The sequence below is a fragment of the Reyranella sp. genome (assembly GCF_036558665.1).
Lineage (GTDB): Bacteria > Pseudomonadota > Alphaproteobacteria > Reyranellales > Reyranellaceae > Reyranella.
This window is the reverse complement of record NZ_DATBFE010000048.1, coordinates 1-17,263: the sequence shown is the minus strand read 5'-3', so window position 1 is coordinate 17,263 and position 17,263 is coordinate 1. Positions and strand designations below refer to the sequence as shown.

At 66.7% G+C, this 17,263-nt stretch carries 17 protein-coding genes; 8 read left to right on the top strand and 9 right to left on the bottom strand.

Annotated features, from left to right (window positions below):
* The first annotated feature begins 7 nt into the window (after positions 1-7).
* The 4 genes from VH499_RS07165 to VH499_RS07150 are packed head-to-tail and all read left to right on the top strand — an operon-like array spanning position 8 to position 3,459.
* Positions 8-439 (top strand): SxtJ family membrane protein, encoded by a 432-nt coding sequence (locus VH499_RS07165; protein ID WP_332052016.1) that lies wholly within the window; start codon positions 8-10, stop codon positions 437-439.
* 22 nt (positions 440-461) lie between these two features.
* Positions 462-614 (top strand): DUF5989 family protein, encoded by a 153-nt coding sequence (locus tag VH499_RS07160; RefSeq protein ID WP_300783093.1) that lies wholly within the window; start codon positions 462-464, stop codon positions 612-614.
* Positions 615-632: 18 nt separating this feature from the next.
* Positions 633-2,468 (top strand): carbamoyltransferase, encoded by a 1,836-nt coding sequence (locus VH499_RS07155; protein ID WP_332052015.1) that lies wholly within the window; start codon positions 633-635, stop codon positions 2,466-2,468.
* Between the two features lie 4 nt (positions 2,469-2,472).
* Complete coding sequence (locus tag VH499_RS07150) at positions 2,473-3,459, top strand: NADPH:quinone oxidoreductase family protein (RefSeq protein ID WP_332052014.1); 987 nt, start codon at positions 2,473-2,475, stop codon at positions 3,457-3,459.
* Positions 3,460-3,486: 27 nt separating this feature from the next.
* Here the strand turns inward: VH499_RS07150 and VH499_RS07145 are convergent, their stop codons facing one another.
* The 9 genes from VH499_RS07145 to VH499_RS07105 all read right to left on the bottom strand — a co-directional run bounded on the left by VH499_RS07145 (position 3,487) and on the right by VH499_RS07105 (position 14,613).
* Positions 3,487-4,578 carry a serine hydrolase gene (locus VH499_RS07145; protein ID WP_332052013.1) on the bottom strand — a complete coding sequence of 364 codons (1,092 nt, stop codon included), beginning with the start codon at positions 4,576-4,578 and terminating at the stop codon, positions 3,487-3,489.
* 330 nt (positions 4,579-4,908) lie between these two features.
* Positions 4,909-5,430: a hypothetical protein gene (locus VH499_RS07140; RefSeq protein ID WP_332052012.1), complete on the bottom strand. Its 522-nt coding sequence runs from the start codon at positions 5,428-5,430 to the stop codon at positions 4,909-4,911.
* 27 nt (positions 5,431-5,457) lie between these two features.
* Positions 5,458-6,231, bottom strand: a complete 774-nt coding sequence (locus VH499_RS07135; RefSeq protein ID WP_332052011.1) for an SDR family NAD(P)-dependent oxidoreductase — start codon at positions 6,229-6,231, stop codon at positions 5,458-5,460.
* A gap of 65 nt (positions 6,232-6,296) precedes the next feature.
* Entirely contained in the window at positions 6,297-7,013 is a 717-nt protein-coding gene (locus tag VH499_RS07130) for a pirin family protein (protein WP_332052010.1), read from the bottom strand.
* Positions 7,014-7,118: 105 nt separating this feature from the next.
* Complete coding sequence (locus VH499_RS07125) at positions 7,119-7,565, bottom strand: nuclear transport factor 2 family protein (RefSeq protein WP_332052009.1); 447 nt, start codon at positions 7,563-7,565, stop codon at positions 7,119-7,121.
* Positions 7,566-7,646: 81 nt separating this feature from the next.
* Positions 7,647-9,746, bottom strand: coding sequence for a hypothetical protein (locus VH499_RS07120; RefSeq protein ID WP_332052008.1), 2,100 nt, complete (start codon positions 9,744-9,746; stop codon positions 7,647-7,649).
* Positions 9,743-12,553: a DUF4159 domain-containing protein gene (locus VH499_RS07115; RefSeq protein ID WP_332052007.1), complete on the bottom strand. Its 2,811-nt coding sequence runs from the start codon at positions 12,551-12,553 to the stop codon at positions 9,743-9,745. Before VH499_RS07115 ends, VH499_RS07120 begins: the two co-directional genes overlap by 4 nt.
* A gap of 135 nt (positions 12,554-12,688) precedes the next feature.
* Positions 12,689-13,579 (bottom strand): DUF58 domain-containing protein, encoded by an 891-nt coding sequence (locus VH499_RS07110; RefSeq protein WP_332052006.1) that lies wholly within the window; start codon positions 13,577-13,579, stop codon positions 12,689-12,691.
* A gap of 20 nt (positions 13,580-13,599) precedes the next feature.
* Positions 13,600-14,613: a MoxR family ATPase gene (locus tag VH499_RS07105; protein ID WP_332052005.1), complete on the bottom strand. Its 1,014-nt coding sequence runs from the start codon at positions 14,611-14,613 to the stop codon at positions 13,600-13,602.
* A 132-nt stretch (positions 14,614-14,745) separates the two neighbouring features.
* Here VH499_RS07105 and VH499_RS07100 point away from each other — a divergent pair, with 132 nt between their 5' ends.
* The 4 genes from VH499_RS07100 to VH499_RS07085 form a co-directional block, all read left to right on the top strand.
* Complete coding sequence (locus tag VH499_RS07100; protein ID WP_332052004.1) at positions 14,746-15,312, top strand: CoA pyrophosphatase; 567 nt, start codon at positions 14,746-14,748, stop codon at positions 15,310-15,312.
* Between the two features lie 175 nt (positions 15,313-15,487).
* Entirely contained in the window at positions 15,488-15,721 is a 234-nt protein-coding gene (locus tag VH499_RS07095; protein ID WP_332052003.1) for a hypothetical protein, read from the top strand.
* Positions 15,718-16,926: a CCA tRNA nucleotidyltransferase gene (locus VH499_RS07090; RefSeq protein WP_332052002.1), complete on the top strand. Its 1,209-nt coding sequence runs from the start codon at positions 15,718-15,720 to the stop codon at positions 16,924-16,926. Before VH499_RS07095 ends, VH499_RS07090 begins: the two co-directional genes overlap by 4 nt.
* Positions 16,927-16,936: 10 nt before the next feature.
* Positions 16,937-17,263: hypothetical protein (locus VH499_RS07085; RefSeq protein WP_332052001.1), on the top strand; the 327-nt coding region annotated here is incomplete at its 3' end.

The following is a 17,263-nucleotide window of genomic DNA, read 5'->3' as shown; positions in this document are numbered from 1 at the left end:
GACATCGATGGCGACCAGCCAGCTCCACGAAGACTTTTCGCGCGACGATCACGTCAAGGCAGGTACTGACCGAGGCTTCGGGTTCGTTTTCGCCGGCTTCTTTGCACTGGTGAGCGCCCTTTCCTGGTGGCGCGGCCATTCGGGCTGGCACTGGACGCTGCCCCTGGCGGCGGCGTTCCTGGCCGTGGCGCTGGTTTATCCGCGGATTCTCAATCCGCTCAACAAGCTGTGGCTGAAGTTCGGCTTGCTGCTCTACAAGGTCGTCAACCCGATCGTGCTCGGCCTGCTGTTCTTCGTCACCATCACGCCGATCGGGATCGTCATGCGGGCCTTCGGCAAGGACTTCCTGCGGTTGAAGCTCGACGGCAGCGCCAGGAGCTATTGGATCGACCGGACGCCGCCGGGACCGCCTCCGCAATCGATGCGCAACCAGTTCTGATTTCGAAAGGATCGTTAGGCAAATGGGCGCCATCATCGTCGAACTCTGGGCCTTCATGCGCGAGCGCAAGAAGTTCTGGCTGTTGCCGATCCTGATCATGATGGTCGTGTTCGGCGGCCTGATCGTGCTGACGAAGGGCTCGGCGATCGCGCCGTTCATCTATACCCTGTTCTAGGCAGTCGAGACGCCTGTCATGCGTGTGCTGGGAATCTCCGCCTTCTACCACGACAGCGCCGCCGCCCTGATCGAGGACGGCAGCCTCGTCGGGGCCGTGCAGGAAGAGCGCTTCACGCGCAAAAAGCACGATTCGGGCTTTCCGCAGAATGCCGTCCAGTATTGCCTCGATGCGGCGGGCATCAAGCTGGCCGATGTCGACTACGTCGCCTTCTATGACAAGCCGTTCCTGAAGTTCGAGCGGCTGATCGAGACCTATCTCGCTTTTGCGCCGCGCGGCTTCAATTCCTTCCGCATGGCCATGCCGCTGTGGCTGAAGGAGAAGCTTTTCCAGAAGACGCTGCTGCGCGACGAGATGAAGAAGTGGCAGCCGGACTTCGACTGGCAGAGGCGCCTGCTGTTCGGCGAGCACCATCAGAGCCATGCCGCCTCGGCCTTCTTTCCGTCGCCGTTCGAGGAGGCCGCCATCCTTTGCATGGACGGCGTCGGCGAATGGGCGACCACGTCGCTCGGCTGGGGCCAGGGCAACAAGCTCGAGATGCTGCGGGAGATCCATTTTCCGCATTCGCTCGGGCTGCTCTACTCGGCCTTCACCTATTACACGGGCTTCAAGGTCAATTCCGGCGAATACAAGGTCATGGGGCTCGCCCCGTATGGTGAGCCCAGGTTCAAGGAGCTGATCCTCGACAAGATCGTCGATCTCAAGGAGGACGGCACCTTTCGCCTCGACCAGCAGTATTTCGACTACTGCACCGGCCTGCGCATGACCAACGACAGGTTCGGCGAGCTGTTCGGCGGCAAGGCACGCAAGCCCGAGGAGCTGCTCACCCAGCACCATATGGATCTCGCCGCCTCGGTGCAGGCCGTGACCGAGGAGATCGTGCTGCGGCTCGGGCGCTCGGTGAAGAAGGAGACCGGAGCGAAGAAGATCTGCCTCGCCGGCGGTGTCGCGCTGAACTGCGTCGCCAACGGCAAGCTCCTGCGCGAGGGCTTGTTCGACGATATCTGGGTGCAGCCCGCGGCGGGCGATGCCGGCGGCGCGGTGGGCGCCGCCTTTGCGGCCTACCACGGCTTCATGGGGCAGCCGCGCAAGCTCAACGGGCATATGGACGGTATGGCCGGCTCCTACCTCGGTCCCGAGTTCGGTGAGGAGGAGATCGCCAAGCGCCTCGCCGAGGCGGGTGCCAGGTTCACGCGGCTGACGCGCGACCAGATCATCGACCAGACGGCCCAGGCGCTTGCCGACGCGAAAGCCGTGGGCTGGATGCAGGGCCGCATGGAATTCGGCCCGCGCTCGCTCGGGGCGCGCTCCATCCTGGGCGATGCGCGCTCGCCCACGATGCAGAAGACGCTCAATCTCAAGGTCAAGTACCGCGAGTCGTTCCGGCCCTTCGCGCCCGCGGTGCTGCGCGAGGATGTGGATCAGTACTTCGACATCAAGAGCGACAGCCCGTACATGTTGATGGTGGCGCCGGTGACAGAGCGCCGCCGCCGCGCGATGACGGCCGAAGAGGAAAAGCTGTTCGGCATCGACAAGCTGAACGTGCCGCGCTCGGACATCCCGGCGGTGACGCATGTCGACTATTCGGCGCGCGTCCAGACCGTGCACAAGGAGACCAATCCGGCCTTCCACGCTCTCCTGCAGGCTTTCAAGGCCAGGACCGGCTGCTCGGTGCTGGTGAATACCTCGTTCAATGTGCGCGGCGAGCCGATCGTCTGCACGCCCGAGGACGCCTTCCGCTGCTTCATGGGCAGCGAGATCGAGGTGCTGGTGGTCGGCAACTGCTTCCTGAAGAAGGAAGATCAGGACCCGTCGCTCAAGCTCGACTACAAGAACGCCTTCGAGCTCGACTAGCGCCATGCGCGCTGTCGTGTGCGACCGACTGGGTGAACCGTCTGTCCTGAAGATCGAGGAACGGCCGAATCCCGAGCCGGGTCCGGCCGAGATCGTGATCAGGGTCGGGGCCGCAGGTGTCAATTTTCCCGACATTCTCACAGTCGCCGGCACCTATCAGCACATGCCGGAACTTCCATTCATTCCGGGCGTGGAAGGCGCAGGCGTGGTCCATTCTCTCGGTGTCGGGGTAACGAATTGGCGGAAAGGCGACCGGGTGATCTTCGGTGTGCGGCCGGGTGCCTTCGCCGAATATGTGAAGGTGCCGGCCAGGAGCCCGCTGCTCCGACTGCCGGCCGGCTGGTCTTATGCCGAAGGAGCGGGGTTTCGCGTCGGCGCGCAGACCGCCTACCATTCGCTGGTCCATCGCGCCCAGCTCAGGGAAAGCGAGGTGCTGCTGGTGCATGGCGCGTCGGGCGGCGTCGGGCTCGCTGCCGTGCAGCTCGGCAAGCATCTGGGAGCACGTGTGATCGCGACCGGCAGCAACGACCGGCGGCTCGCCATCGTGAAGGCGAAGGGCGCCGACGAAGTCGTGAACTATCGCACGGCCGACTTTGTCGCTGCGGTGAAGGAGCTGACCGCGGGCAAGGGCGCCAATGTGATCTACGATCCGGTGGGCGGCGAGATACTGGAGAAATCGGTGCGCGCGGCCGCCTACGGCGCGCGCTTGCTGGTCGTGGGTTTCACATCAGGCGGGCCGAGCAGGGTCATGTCCAACCACGTGCTGATCAAGGGACTATCGATCCTGGGTGTACGCGCCGGGGAGACCGCACGACGCCTTTCGCCAGAACTGGGCCGCGACTACCTCGAGCAGCTGCCACGGCTTGCGGCGCTCGGCGTCATGCGCCCGCACGTCTCCCATCGCTTCCCTCTCGAGCGGGCGGCCGATGCCTTCCGGGCGCTCCTCGACCGCAAGGTGGTCGGCAAGGTCGTGCTCGAGATGGAGGCATAGCGGACCTTAAAGTCCAGAGAAGAGTCGCTATGTCGTCAACTCGACAATTTGCGTCAGGAGAGCCATCACCTGCTGATCTTGCGCGCGCGTGCGCTGGTAACTGCCTGCTTGAGCGTTAGTCGCGATAGCCAAACGCAGCGACGGTACAATCATCGCAAACTGCGATCCGTGACCCCAGCCCCAAGCTGCTGGCCGGCCTTTCAATGTTCCGGTCCACCACAGATAGCCATAGCCAGGATCGCTGATGGGAGGGAGTGTCGTGCCGACCTGAACCTGGGAGGTCGTGCTGTCCCTGACCCAGTCGGCCGGAACGACCTGCTTTCCCTGCCATTGTCCACCATCAGCCATTATCCAGGCGATCTTTGCTAGGTCGCGTGTGCGAAGGCGAAGGCCCCTCCACGACAATGGGTTGCCCGTGTTGTCACGTTCCCATTCGAAGTCCGTGATGCCCAGCGGCGAGAACAGGCGTTGCTTTGCATACTCATCGATAGCTTCACCGACGGCGCGGCGAAGGATGGGGGACAGGAGGGAGCAACCTGCGTTGCTGTACACCCAATTGGGCGGATCATTGCGACCAAGGGGCAGGAGCTGGACATACGACACCGCGTCCTTCGCAGCGACGAGCGGCGCAACATTGTTGTCGTCGTATTCCAGTCCGGTCCGTTGAGTAAGGATGCGAGCTAACGTGACTTGGTTGATCCTCGCTTCGGGATGACGGGCAGCTGCCTCCGGTAGCAACTCGCCTAGGGTCTGATCGAGGTTCTTGATCTTGCCCTCGTGAATGGCAATGCCCACAAGCAACGAAGAGATGCTCTTGGTGATCGAAAAAATGGTCAACAGAGAGTATGCGGCTGCGCCGTAGTACCGCTCGGCGATCAGATATCCGTTGCGGACGACGACAAGGCTTCGCAGCGAGTAGACCGAATGTCCCGCGTCGAGCACCTCTTCCAAACCGGACGCGCTGATACCTTGGCTGTCGGGCGAAGCAACCTGCCACTCATCGTCGGTGTCGGTGACGGGCGCGGCTCGTACTGGTGCGGCCGAGGTTCGATGGCTCCCGGCTGCTGCAAACGTCAACGCGGAAAGACCGAGGACAATCGATCGCCTGCGCAGTTCCACTATCGTCCCCTCCTATTGGCGGAGCTGCCATAGGGTATCACGGAGAGGGTGAGCTACGGCGCCGGACATTGGAGATATCAACGTCCTCCGTGCGCTTCTGGAGGAAGCGCTTCCCGACAATACCGATGACAATGAACGGTGTGAGACAAGGGACGAGCACACCGAGCGCCTTCATCGGACTTCTCCGCGACGCTTCGGGAAATCAGTCCCTTGTCACCTGCCATCAATCCAGTTTGATCATAGCCGTTGGGGCAGCGACCTGTATCGGTGTTGTGCTGACGCCCGAAAGGGAGTGTGCCACTGGAGCGGCGCGCGCCCTCGGCCGCTATCCTACTTGATCGTCACCTGGTGCGTGATCTTATCGCCGTCGGTCACGGTGACGTCGTGGAAGCCGAGCAGCTTCAGGAGATCGAAGAAGGTCGCATCCTCCGCGACCGTGTGCTCCTGGAAGAAGGCCGAGGTGCGCGACATGGTCGTCATGTTCGCCAGCAGCGCGCGGATGCGATAGATCGTGTTCAGTTCGCCGGATTGCAGGCCGACGATGATCAGATGGTCGCCCTTCTCGCCCTTGGCGAACACGGCATAGGGAACGCGATAGCTCGATTGCAGCGTGCCTTGCGCAACCACCGTCACGAACTGGATGCGCTGGGCGCGATCCACGCCGGCGATCGTCTGCATCTGGGATGTATAGGTCTCGGTCGAGGTTGGCTTGGGATAGTAGTACCCGACATAGCGTTCCTCACCGGGCGTCGGCACTGGCTTGACCGTAGCCGCGGTCCTGGTGCTTTGCGCCCAGGCGGGCGCCGCCGAAACCGCGAGGACAATCGCCGCCATGCTCGCCCACTTGTTCATCATGTCGCTCCCCTGCCGATTCGAGATCTAGAACAGGGTATAGCCGCCATCGATGACGAAGTCGCGTCCTGTCGTGTATTGAGTGGCGCCGCTCGCCAGATAGACTGCGATCGGACCAAAATCGGCGCCGCTGCCCCAGCGCCGCTCGGGGATGCGCGGCATCACATTGCCTGCGAACTTCGGATTGCCGAAGGCATTCGCCGTCATCTCGGTCTCGATCCAGCCCGGCAGGATCGAGTTCACCGTGATCCTGTAACGGGCGAGCTCGACGGCGAGGGCGCGCACCATGGCGCAGACGCCGCCCTTGCTGGCGCCATAGTGGCTGGAGCGCGCCGCACCCTCGATCGCCGCCGTGCTCGCCATCGCGACCAGCGAGCCACCCTTGCCGCGCTCGACCATGTGCTTGGCCGCGGCACGGAAGGTGAAGAACACGCCGTCGAGATTGACGCGCATGACGCGGCGCCATTCCTCGTAGTCCATCTCGAGGATCGAGCCCTTGCCCCGGCCCGAGACGCCGGAGTTCGCGACGCAATTGTCGACATGGCCCATCACCTTCAGCGTCTCGGCGAAAGCCGTCTCGACCTGCTTTTCGTCGCCGACGTCGACGATCTGGGCGTGGACCTTGTGGCCGTGCCTCTTGAGCTGGTTTGCGGCCCTCTCGTTCTTCTCGGCGCGCGTGCCCCAGATGCAGACATCGGCGCCCGCCTCGGCCAGTGCATCCGCCATCCCGAGACCGATGCCGCCGTTGCCGCCCGTTACCAGCGCAACCTTGCCGGTCAGATCGAAACCTCTGTAGGCCATGCAGCCGCTCCCTCTCGTGTTCCTCTCCCCTGGAGAATGAACATGAAAGCGGGCGGCCGTCGAGGTCAGTTCAGCTTGTCGGTTTCGACCAGCACAATCTCGGCGTCCTCGCTCGCCTTGAGCTCGATTTCGGCCTCGTCGACGACGGCCACGCCGTCGCGGGCATTGGCAGCCACGACCTTGCCGTCGCGGCCCACCACCTCGATCTTGCCCTTGGCGGGCACGAGGTAGGCGGGCTTGCCGTCGAGCGTCTGGTGGATCGTCTGGCCTGCCTTCAGTGTTCCGGCAAACAGCGCGCCATCGGCATAAAGCGGGATCGCGCCCTCGTGGCCGCGGCCCGATGCCAGCGGCACCAGCTTGCCGTCGCGCGCCGCGGCGGGGAACTGCACCGTCTCCCAGCGTGCCGGCACGCCCTGCCGGTTGGGCAGGATCCAGATCTGGAACAGCTCGGTCTCGCCCTGCTCCATGTTGTATTCGGCGTGCTGGATGCCGTTGCCCGCGCTCATCACCTGGATTTGGCCGGCGTCCGTACGGCCCTGATTGCCAAGGTGATCGCGATGGGTGATCGCGCCCCGGATGACGTAGGTCACGATCTCCATGTCGCGATGGGGATGCGGCGGGAAGCCCGACTGCGGCGCGATGCGGTCGTTGTTCCAGACGCGCAGTGCGCCCCAATGAACGCGCGCGGGATCGCGATACTCCGCGAAGCTGAAGTGGAAATTGGCATCGAGCCAGCCGTGGTTCGACTTGCCCAGTTTCTCGAAGGGCCTGCGTTCGATCATGGGATACCTCTCGGCTCCCAAGATGGCGCCCGGTCCGGCTCGATCAAGTTTCGGATTGGTAAGCGCTCCTCCCTGGATGAAGTGCGGGAGGAAAAGCTGCGTCGATCACTTGTCGCGATGGCCGCCTTCCTGCAGATGCTTCAATCCGAACCATCCCCAATAGACGCGGTGGTGCTGGATCAGTCCGTCCTCCAGTTCCATGACTTCGACCAGATCGAACTGCTCGCCGTCGGCGGTGACGCGCGGATACTCCCAGATCAGCCGCGTGCCGTCCGTGAAGAAGCCGTGACGGTCGCGCTTGCGCTGTGGTGGCTGGGTCCTGAAGACTTCTTCGACGAAGGCGCGCAGATCGGCCTTGCCGCGGACTACACCGCTGGCGGCGCCCAGCAGATGACGGACCAGCGGGCTTTCGAGGGTGCAGTCCTCGGCATAGAGGGCGAGCGATGCCTCGAGATCCTTGCGGCCGAGCGCCTCGTCCCAGGCATGGTAGATGCGGCGGGCAGTTTCGATGGCAGGCCGATTGTCGGAGTGAAAACGATTCTTCATGTTCATGGCCACGTCCTCCTTCCAGGGGGATCGATGCCACGGGACGGATGCGAGATGTTTCGCTGAATTCCGAACTGTCGGCGCCGCTCAGCGACCCTCGCGCCACCAGGCACTGCCCAGTGCCAGCAGGAAGGCGACTGCGACCAGGATGCCGGGAAGGAGGGGCGTCTGGTTGATGCCGGCGACCGTGTAGCCCTCGTTGCGGCGCAGGCCGATCCAGTCGGAACCGCCAGCCGCGCGGCCGGGCCGAACCGAGCGGATCTCGGGGCTCGAATGGTCAGCGAGCCAGATCAAGGCGCCATTAGAGGCCTCCACGAGAGGCTTTAGCTTCGCGTCGGTCGCGCGCACGTCGGAGAATTCGAGCGGGTCGGGATTGCCCACGGCAGCGACCGTATGCAGCGTGCCGTCGTCGAAGCGATAGAGCCCGGGCTTGTCGACGTCGACCACGGCACGTCCGAGACCGGGCTCGACTTCCGTGAGCTTGAGCTTGCGCTGGGCGCCGCCGTTGGGTGGCGTGCCGGGCGCCGTCATGGTGACGTCCGGGAAGCTGGTGGCGAGCGTGCGGCGCGTGATCTCGATATGGCCGCCGACCGCTTTGGTGCGTAGCGCCTCCTCCTCGAGGTCGGGCTCCTTCATCAGCCAGTGTGCCGTGCGGCGCACCAGTTCCGGCTGTGGCCCGCCGCCATCGATGCCGCGGTTCCAGAGCCAAAGCTGGTCGGACATGACCTGCGCCACACGGCCCTTGCCGACGCGGTCGAGCACGACCAGCGGCTGGTCGTCCGCGCCGGAGAGGATGGTGTGGCCCTTCTCGGCGTGGGACGTGACGACGCGGAACCAGCGGCCCCATTGCGGATCCTTGCCAGGCACGCCTTCCTGCGGCAGGTCGGCTGTCACGGGATGGCGCCGGCCGATGTCGGTGACCTTGGGTTTGAAGCTCTGCTCGAGCACGTCGCCTGACGGCGCCGCCGGCAGGATGGCGCCGAGCGGCGAACGATAAAGCGAGCGCTGGGTGGCGAAGACCGGCCCGACGGAGACCAGCAAGGCGCCGCCGTCCTTGACGTACTCGGCGATGTTGCGGAAGTAGTCGCGCGTGATCAGGTTTCCCGACTCGTAGCGGTCGAAGATGATGAGGTCGAATTCCTTCAGCTTCTGCTCGAACAGCTCGCGCATCGGGAAGACGATCAGCGACAGCTCGCGGACCGGCGTGAAATCATCCTTCTGCGGCGTGCGCAGGATGGTGAAGTGCACCAGATCGACCGCCGGGTCGCTCTTCAGGAGGTTCCGCCACGCCCGCTCGCCCTGGTAGGGCTCGCCCGAGACCAGCAGCACGCGCAGCCTGTCGCGCACGCCGTTGATGGTGAAGATCGCGCGGTTGTTGTCGAGAGTGAGCTCGCTCGGTCCGGGGGCGGTTTCCAGCTCGACGATGTTCTCGCCGGGATTGGCGACGGTGAGGGGCAGCTCCACCAGTTTGCCGACCGGCACCGCCATGTGGCGCACGACCTCTCCGCCCACCGTCACCGTCACCGGAGCGGTACCGCCTGCGGGATCGTCGACCCGGAACTTGGTCGTTACCTGATGCCCGACCACGCCGAAGCGCGGCGCCTGCTCGACCGTGATCAGGCGGTCGCGCTCGCCTTTCTTGCCGGCGATCAGGGCATGCAGCGGCGCGCCGCCCAGCTCCGGCGGCAGGGCGGCCGGCACGTCGTGGACCTGGCCGTCGGTCAGCAACACGACACCCGCCAGTCGCTCGGGCGGCACGTCGACCAGGGCCGAGCGCATCGCCTCGATCAGCCGGGTGCCGCCCGGCCGTTCGCTGCCGAGCTGGATGCGCGAGGGCGGCAGCACGGCTTCGCGCACTTCGAGCCCCTGTTCCTGGCCGAACTTGCGCTTCAGCATCTCGCGCGCCGCCTGGACTTGCTGGCGACGGTCGCCGATCGACATCGAATCGCTGTCGTCGACCATGATGAGCGCCACGTCGGCGATCGGCTTGCGCTTCTCCTCCACCAGCGAGGGATTGGCGAGCGCAGCCAGCACGACGGCGACCGCGCCAACCCGCCACAACGTGCCCCGGGCGCTGGCGCGCAGACCCGCCAGCACGAGCAGCAGTCCAATGCCGCCCAGCACCGCCAATGTCGCCCAGGACAGCAGCGGGTCGAAGGCGACCGAGACGGCCGAGGACATGTTCATCGGCGCAGCCTCTGCATGATGTCCTGGAGATGCACCGCGTCGTCCTTGTAGTTGCCGGTGAGGGCCACCATGACGAGGTTGACGCCGAAGCGGAACGCCATCTCGCGCTGCGTCTCGCCACCGGGCGACACCGGCATCAGGCCGCGGCCGCGCTGGTCGACGGCCCAGGCGCCGGCATAGTCGTTCGAGCCGATCATGATCGTGGCGACACCGTCATTCACGCGACCGTTGCCCGCCTCGATCCAGATCTTGCCACCCTGCCAGCGGCCCGGAAAGTCGGACAGGAGATAGAACGACTTGGTCAAGACGTAGTCGGACGGCATGCTGACCAGCGGTGGCAGTTCGATCGCCCCCAGCAGACGCTTGAGGTCGGGATTGCCGTTGGCCGGCCGGTCGAAGCTCATCTGCTGGTCGCGCGTGTCGACGAAGACGATGCCGCCGGTCCTCAGATAGCGGTCGAGCGCAGCCGATGCACGCGGCGTCAGGTTCGGCTGTGTCGAGGTGATCGGCCAGTAGATGAGGGGATAGAGCCGCGGCTCGTCGCGATCGAGATCGAGCGCCACAGGATCGGCCGGCTCGACTGAAGTGCGGCTGCGCAGCACCTCGCTCAGGCCTTCGAGTCCGGCGCGGCTGGTATCGTCGACGTCCTTGTCGCCGGTGACGATATAGGCGAGCCGGACGTCGAGGGCGCCGCGCAGCGCCTCCTCCTCCGAAAGTGGCGGCGGCGGGGTCTTCTCTGCAGTCGGCGTGGCGCCCGTCTTGTCGGGCGGCTGGATTTGCGCAGGAGGCGCCGGCGACGTTTGTGCCTGAGCACGCTGCGGGATCGCGAGCAGGCCGGCCATGGCGATCAGGAGCGCTGCCGTTGCGGCGCGCCGCAGCCGTACCGCGCGCGGCAGCATGCCGCGCAGCCACAGCGAGATCAGGAAGTCGCCCAGCAGCAACATCGCCGCCGCAAGCAGGAACCAACGGGACAGATCGGTCTCGCCGCCTTCGGACAGGCGATCGGTGGCGACACCTGCGGGCAGAACCAGTGGTTTGGGCGGATCGACATGGTCGCCGAGATTGAACGCGACATGGGCGTTCTCGTCGCCGTACAGGCCGGGCGGGGTGGTCGGCTTGGGCTTGAAGCTCCTGTTCGCGTCGGCCGGCAGCATCTGTACCCCCGCCGGTGGCGCGCCGAGCCGGCCGAAGCCGTCGAGGGTGCGCCACGGCTTCAATGCCTTGTTGATCCCGTCGCCCGCAATGCCGCGCGACAGCAGCACCAGCCGTTGCAGCATGTCGACGAAAAGGCCGGACAGGGCAAGATTGCTCCAATTGGTGTTGGCCGTCGTATGCACCAGCACGAGGTATCCCTTGCCGCGCTTCTCTGCGGTGACCAGCGGCGTGCCATCCGTCAGGCGCGCCCAGGTCTTGTCGCTGAGGTCAGGTGTCGGTTCGGCCAGCACTTGCTGCGAGATGCGGACGTCCTTCGGGATCGGAATGCCGAAGAACGGGCTGTTGGCCGGAAACTCGGCCAGGGTTGCGGGGGTTCCCCAACTCATGACGCCGCCGAGCGCCCGGTCGCCGAGCCGCAGCGGCGTCGGCACGAGATTGTCGCCGCCCGCCGCGAGGTTGGGCCCGGCGAAGCGCACCGCAACGCCGCCCTGCTCGATCCATTTGGCGATCTCCTCACGGTCGTTAGGCGACGGCGCCGAACTGTCGGGAACCAGCAGGACTGCGGTGTTGCGCGTGAGGACGTTCTCGCGATCGCCGACACTCAGGCTCACATAGGGATCGAGCGCCCGCTCGAGGAAATAGACTTCCTGCAAGAGCGGCTGACCGTTGGCCGAGGCGCGCTCGCCCAGGATCGAGACCGGCCGGCGGCGGCTACGCTCGTCCAGCAGCACGGTGCTGCCGGCGCCACCTTGGCCTTCGATATCGAGGCGTGTCATCCGGTTGCGCAACTCGACTGGCGCGGCCAGCACCCCTTCGCCCTGGGTGCTGGTTGCCGCAAAGTCGAGGTCGATGCGCGCCACGACGCGGCCCTGGTCATCCTCGGCCCGGATCGCCGTCTTGCGCGGCCCATTGGCCGCAGGGCGCAAGGCACGCACCCTGAGGTCGCGGCCCTCGGTGTCGGGCGGCAAGAGCACGAGTGGCGTTGTCGCCTGGTCGGGCAGCACGACTTCGAGCCCGGCGAACTGCCGCAGGCGCGCGCTCAGCTTGTCGGTGCCCGGGTCCTCGAGACCGTCGCTCAGCCAGACGGCGTAGGCGCTCGCGTCGACCTCCATGCGATCGAGCTGGGTGACGGCCGCCGCCCGGTCGGTCGGCCACGGCTTGGGCCGCAATGCCCGCAGAAGCGTGCGCGCTTCCTCGGGCCGCAAGGCGCCCTGCTTCATCACCGGGGCATCGAGCGGCGATGGCGCGGTACCCATCAGCACGACCGGGCGTCCGCCGCGCTCGGCGCGGTCGATCAGCCGCTCGGCATGGGCGATGCGCGCCGTCCAGCCCGGCGCCGACGCCCAGCCGTCATCGATCACCAGCAGGAGCGGCCCTCGGCCCGGCAAATCGGCCTGCGGATTGAGGAGCGGCTTGGCGACGGCCAGGATCAGCGCGGTGGCGAGCAGCAGGCGCAGCAGAAGCAGCCACCACGGGATCTTCATCGGCGTCTGCTCGGTCGGTTCCAGCCCCATCAGCAGCCGGATCGCGGGAAAGCGCACCAGCCGCGGCAACGGCGGGATCATGCGCAGCAGCCAGTAGATCACGGGCAGCACGAGCAGGAGCGCCAGCATGCCGGGCGCCGCGAACGCGAAGGCGCCGAGGCTCAGCATGGTCTCTGTTCATCGGCGCGCGCCACTGCAGTGGCGCATTTTATGGACCGCGAGCTTCCAGCTCGCTCATGAGCGCGCAAGATGCGCGCGGTCCATAAGAAGAAGCAGCGGCCCATGCCGAAGGCGCACCTCATGTCAAGCCGCATTCAGGCGACGCAGATCGGCCATCGCCAGGTAAAGAGAAAGCAGCACGGTTTGCGCCGGTCGATCGGTCCGGTGCAGATGCACCGTCCAGTCGGCCGGACGGGCGAGGCGCTGCAGGCCCTCGCGCTGGGCGGCGAGCCGGGCGCCATAAGCCTCGCGCACGGTCTCGACGCGGCGGATCGTGTGCTGGCCTTCCGCCTCGAGGCCTTCGAACTTCACGTGGCCGTTGAACGGCAGATCCTCCTCGGCCGGATCGAGTATCTGGACGAGATGGCCGCGCACGCCGGCGCTCGCATAGTGGCGCACGACCGCCTCGATCCGGTCGAGAGGGTCGAGCCAGTCGGACACCAGCACCACCGTTCCATGCGCCGGCAAGGGCACCAGCGGCGGCAGGCTGGGGAGCTTCTCGCCGTTCTGCATTTCGGCGGCGAAGGCCTCCGCCAGGCGACGGACCGCGACGCGCCCGGAGCTCGGCCGCATGCCGCCACCCAGGATGGCGATCCGCTCGCTGGCGTCGGTCAGGAGATTGGCGAGCGCCAGCACGATCAGCTCGGCGCGCTGGGCCTTGGTGTCGAAGTTGCGCAGCGAGGCGTACTGCATCGAGGGCGAGGCATCGCGCCACAGCCAGACGCTGGCCGCGGCTTCCCATTCCGTCTCGCGCACGAACAGGCTGCGGCTGCGCGCGCTCTGGCGCCAGTCGATGCGGCTTGCGCTGTCGCCGTCACGATACTGGCGGTATTGCCAGAAGGCATCGCCCTGGCCGACGCGGCGGCGACCATGTACGCCCTGGATCACGGTCGCGGCGACACGATCGGCCGCCACCATCAGCGGGGGAAGAGTGCCGGCAAGCTCGAGCGAGCGATTGAAAGTCGACGCAGCCATCAGTTCGGGCGTTGCAATGCCTAGGCCAGGCGCGCGCACATCTGGTCGATCACCGAATCGATGGTGATGCCCTCGGCGCGCGCCGAGAAGTTGACCGCCATGCGGTGGCGGAGGATGGGTCCGGCCAGGGCCGCGACGTCGTCGACCGAGGGCGCCAGCCGTCCCTGGATGATGGCGCGGGCGCGGCAGGCCAGCATGAAGGCCTGGCTGGCCCGCGGCCCCGGTCCCCAAGCCATGCGCTGGCGCACGACATCGAGATCGCTCGTCTCCGGACGGCCGGCGCGGACCAGCTTCAGGATCGCATCGACCACGCTCTGGCCGATCGGCAGGCGGCGGACCAAGGCCTGGGCCGCCATCAGGTCGCCCGGTGTCAAGGCCTGGGTCGCCGTCGGGATGTTGGCGCCGGTGGTGGCGATCATGATCTGGCGCTCGGCCTCCTCGTCCGGATAGCCGACATCGACCTGCAGCAGGAAGCGGTCGAGCTGGGCCTCGGGCAGGGGATAGGTGCCTTCCTGCTCCAGCGGATTCTGGGTCGCCAGCACATGGAAGGGGAGCGGCAGGTCGTACCGCTTGCCGGCCACCGTCACGTGCCGTTCCTGCATGCTTTGCAGGAGCGCCGACTGGGTGCGCGGGCTCGCGCGGTTGATCTCGTCAGCCATCAGGAGCTGGGCGAAGACCGGTCCCTGGATGAAGCGGAAAGAGCGGCGACCGGCGTCGGTTTCCTCCAGCACCTCCGAGCCCAGGATGTCGGCCGGCATCAGGTCGGGCGTGAACTGGATGCGCCTCGCATCCATGCCCAGCACGACGCCCAGCGTCTCGACCAGCTTGGTCTTGGCCAGCCCCGGGACGCCGATCAGCAGGATGTGACCTCCGGACAGGAGCGCAACCAGGGTTTGATCGATGACATCCTGCTGGCCATAAATGACCTTGCCGATGGCGGTCCGGGCGGCACGCAACTGGCCGCCCAGCCGCTCGATATCGGCCAGGGCGGCTTGGGCGTCGGCGTCGGTGGCGGTCGAGGTGTCGGGGGCCACGAGGCGCTCCTGTTGTCGATGGGATCGGGATTGAGGGAAGCCCAGAATTGAGGCCGGAACAAGGGCATGACGGTTGACGAAATTGTGCGCCGGGTGCGTGAACGAAGCACTCGCTTGGCATCGGGCTTGCCCGTGGACCCGCCTCCTCTCGGCAGCGACCTTTCCCTGAGCGGTATCGCGTCCGCGCCGCAGGACTGGCGGCCGGCCTCGGTGCTGGTGCCGCTGGTCAAACGCGCGCCGGGCGTGACGGTTCTGCTCACCCAGCGCACCGACGACATGCCCAGTCATGCCGGCCAGATCTCCTTTCCCGGCGGTCGCCGCCAGGAAGGCGACGCCGACGCCGTGGCGACGGCGCTGCGCGAGACCGAGGAGGAGGTGGGTCTGGCGCGCCGCTTCGTCGATGTGGTCGGCGCCATCGATCCCTATCGAACCGGGACAGGGTACGAGATCACACCGATCGTCGGCATTGTGCGGCCCGGATTCACCCTTCACGCGGACCCTCGCGAGGTGGCCGACGTCTTCGAGGTGCCGCTCGACCACTTCCTCGACGAGGTCAATCACCAGATCGGCAGCCGCCTCTACCAGGGCCGCGAGCGGCGCTTCTACGCGATGCCCTATGGGGAGCGCTACATCTGGGGCGCCACCGCCGGTATGCTGAAGAACCTGCACTTCATCCTGACCAGCGGCGGCCGGACATGACTCGAGCGGCAAGGAAGGCGTCATCCCGAGCGCGGCGAGGGATCCTTGATCAGCATCGCGAAGGGTCGGTCGCCCCGGTGCACGGGTTGCCGCGCGCGACCCGGACGACACGGTTGATGGATCGACTTCCCCTTGGCGGCGCCCGCCAAGGGGAGGGTCTGATCGGGAAGGCGCCATGCGCATCCTCTTGCTGGTGATCGTCCTGGTGACGGCGCCGACCGCCGCCTTCTTCCTCTGGGCGTGGGGCGTCAAGATCAAGGAGGAGCGCAAGCTCGCCGGCACCCTGCCGGAATGGCAGGACCTCCCGCTCACCTGGCTGGCGATCGCGGGCCTCGTCTGCGTCATCGTCGGCGTCCTCCTGATGTTCTTCACCCAGAGCCAGGGCTATGGCGGACTCTTCGCGCCATGAAGCCCGGCGCGCGCCTCGACCCGCCGGCCTGGATGGACGACGGACCGTCGCACCGCCTGTTCGCCGCGCTCGAAGCGGCCGGCATCACGGCGCGCTTCGTCGGCGGCTGCGTGCGCAACGCACTGCTCGGCCGCGCGATCGACGACATCGACCTCGCCGTCGACAAGGCGCCGGAAACGGTGCTCGCCGCCCTCGGGGCGGCCGGCGTCAAGGCGATCCCGACCGGCGTGAAGCACGGCACGGTGACCGCCCTCGCCGAGGGCCGCACCTTCGAGCTCACGACGCTCAGACGCGACGTCGAGACCGACGGCCGGCGCGCCGTCGTCGCCTTCACCGACGACTGGCTGGAGGATGCGTCGCGCCGCGACTTCACCTTCAACGCGCTCTATGCCGATCGCGACGGTACGCTCTACGATCCGTTCGACGGCCGCGCCGATCTCGCCGCCGGACGCGTGCGCTTCATCGGCGATGCCGACCGGCGCATCGCCGAGGATCGCCTGCGCGTGCTGCGCTTCTTCCGCTTCCATGCCTGGTATGGCCGGCCGCCGCTCGACGCGGCAGGCTTCGAGGCCTGCCGGCGCAACGCCGGAACCTTGGGCGCGCTCTCGGGCGAACGCGTCGCCAGGGAGCTGCTGCGCCTGCTCGAGGCGCCGGCGCCGGCCGATGCGCTCGAGGCGATGGTCGAGGCGGGTACGCTCGATCGCTGGCTGCCGGAATATGCCGGGGCCGCACGGCTCCGGACGCTGATCGCGCGCGAGTCCGCACCGGACAGGCTGCGCCGGCTGGCGGCGATCCTGCCCGTCGGGACGGATGCGACGGCGATCGGCAAGCGGCTGAGACTCTCGACCCAGGACTCGCTGCGGCTCGGCGTGATGCTGGCGCGCGAGCCCGTGCTCGATCTTTCCGGCGGCCTGCGGGCGTGGCGCGCTGGCATCTATCGCCTCGGCAACAAGCTCTACGTCGACCGGCTGTTGCTCGCGGTCGACACGCCGGGCGACTGGCGCGGCGCGCTCGCGCTCGCCGGAAGCTGGACGCCGCCCGAATTGCCGGTGAATGGCGGCGATCTGCTCAGGATGGGCCTCGCGCCCGGCCCCCGGATCGGTGCGTTGATTTCCGCCGTCGAGGACTGGTGGGTGGCGGGCGACTTCGAGGCCGATCGCGCGGCCTGCCTCGCCGAACTCCAGCGTCGCGCTCGGGCGGCGTGATCCACGCCGCATGATCCGGCCGGGACTGACGCTGCTCTTGTGGCTTGCGATCGCCGCCATGGTGATCGTGAACGACGTGATCGGCGACACCTGGATCGCGATGGCGCTCTCGCAGAGCGCCGTCGAATGGTACAAGGTGCTGGTGCCATTGCCCTACGTGATCTCGATGGCGATCATCCACGCGCGCCGCACCAGGGGCCCGCGCTGGTTCGAGGCGGCGCTGCTCGCGGCGCTCCTCTGGCCACCCTCGACCGCCTTCGTCGACTACCTCTACGGCCGCCTCACCTTCGGCACCGAGTCTACCGTCTTTCTCGACCGCTTCGCCTTCTGGTGGGGG

Bases quoted from the DNA above. Each gene is read 5' to 3' on its own strand.
- VH499_RS07110 (WP_332052006.1), bottom strand. From the start codon at position 13,579: ATGGCTGCGTCGACTTTCAATCGCTCGCTCGAGCTTGCCGGCACTCTT.
- VH499_RS07155 (WP_332052015.1), top strand. From the start codon at position 633: ATGCGTGTGCTGGGAATCTCCGCCTTCTACCACGACAGCGCCGCCGCC.
- VH499_RS07130 (WP_332052010.1), bottom strand. From the start codon at position 7,013: ATGATCGAACGCAGGCCCTTCGAGAAACTGGGCAAGTCGAACCACGGC.
- VH499_RS07120 (WP_332052008.1), bottom strand. From the start codon at position 9,746: ATGAACATGTCCTCGGCCGTCTCGGTCGCCTTCGACCCGCTGCTGTCC.
- VH499_RS07140 (WP_332052012.1), bottom strand. From the start codon at position 5,430: ATGAACAAGTGGGCGAGCATGGCGGCGATTGTCCTCGCGGTTTCGGCG.
- VH499_RS07125 (WP_332052009.1), bottom strand. From the start codon at position 7,565: ATGAACATGAAGAATCGTTTTCACTCCGACAATCGGCCTGCCATCGAA.
- VH499_RS07165 (WP_332052016.1), top strand. From the start codon at position 8: ATGGCGACCAGCCAGCTCCACGAAGACTTTTCGCGCGACGATCACGTC.
- VH499_RS07090 (WP_332052002.1), top strand. From the start codon at position 15,718: ATGAAGCCCGGCGCGCGCCTCGACCCGCCGGCCTGGATGGACGACGGA.
- VH499_RS07160 (WP_300783093.1), top strand. From the start codon at position 462: ATGGGCGCCATCATCGTCGAACTCTGGGCCTTCATGCGCGAGCGCAAG.
- VH499_RS07150 (WP_332052014.1), top strand. From the start codon at position 2,473: ATGCGCGCTGTCGTGTGCGACCGACTGGGTGAACCGTCTGTCCTGAAG.
- VH499_RS07095 (WP_332052003.1), top strand. From the start codon at position 15,488: ATGCGCATCCTCTTGCTGGTGATCGTCCTGGTGACGGCGCCGACCGCC.
- VH499_RS07135 (WP_332052011.1), bottom strand. From the start codon at position 6,231: ATGGCCTACAGAGGTTTCGATCTGACCGGCAAGGTTGCGCTGGTAACG.
- VH499_RS07115 (WP_332052007.1), bottom strand. From the start codon at position 12,553: ATGCTGAGCCTCGGCGCCTTCGCGTTCGCGGCGCCCGGCATGCTGGCG.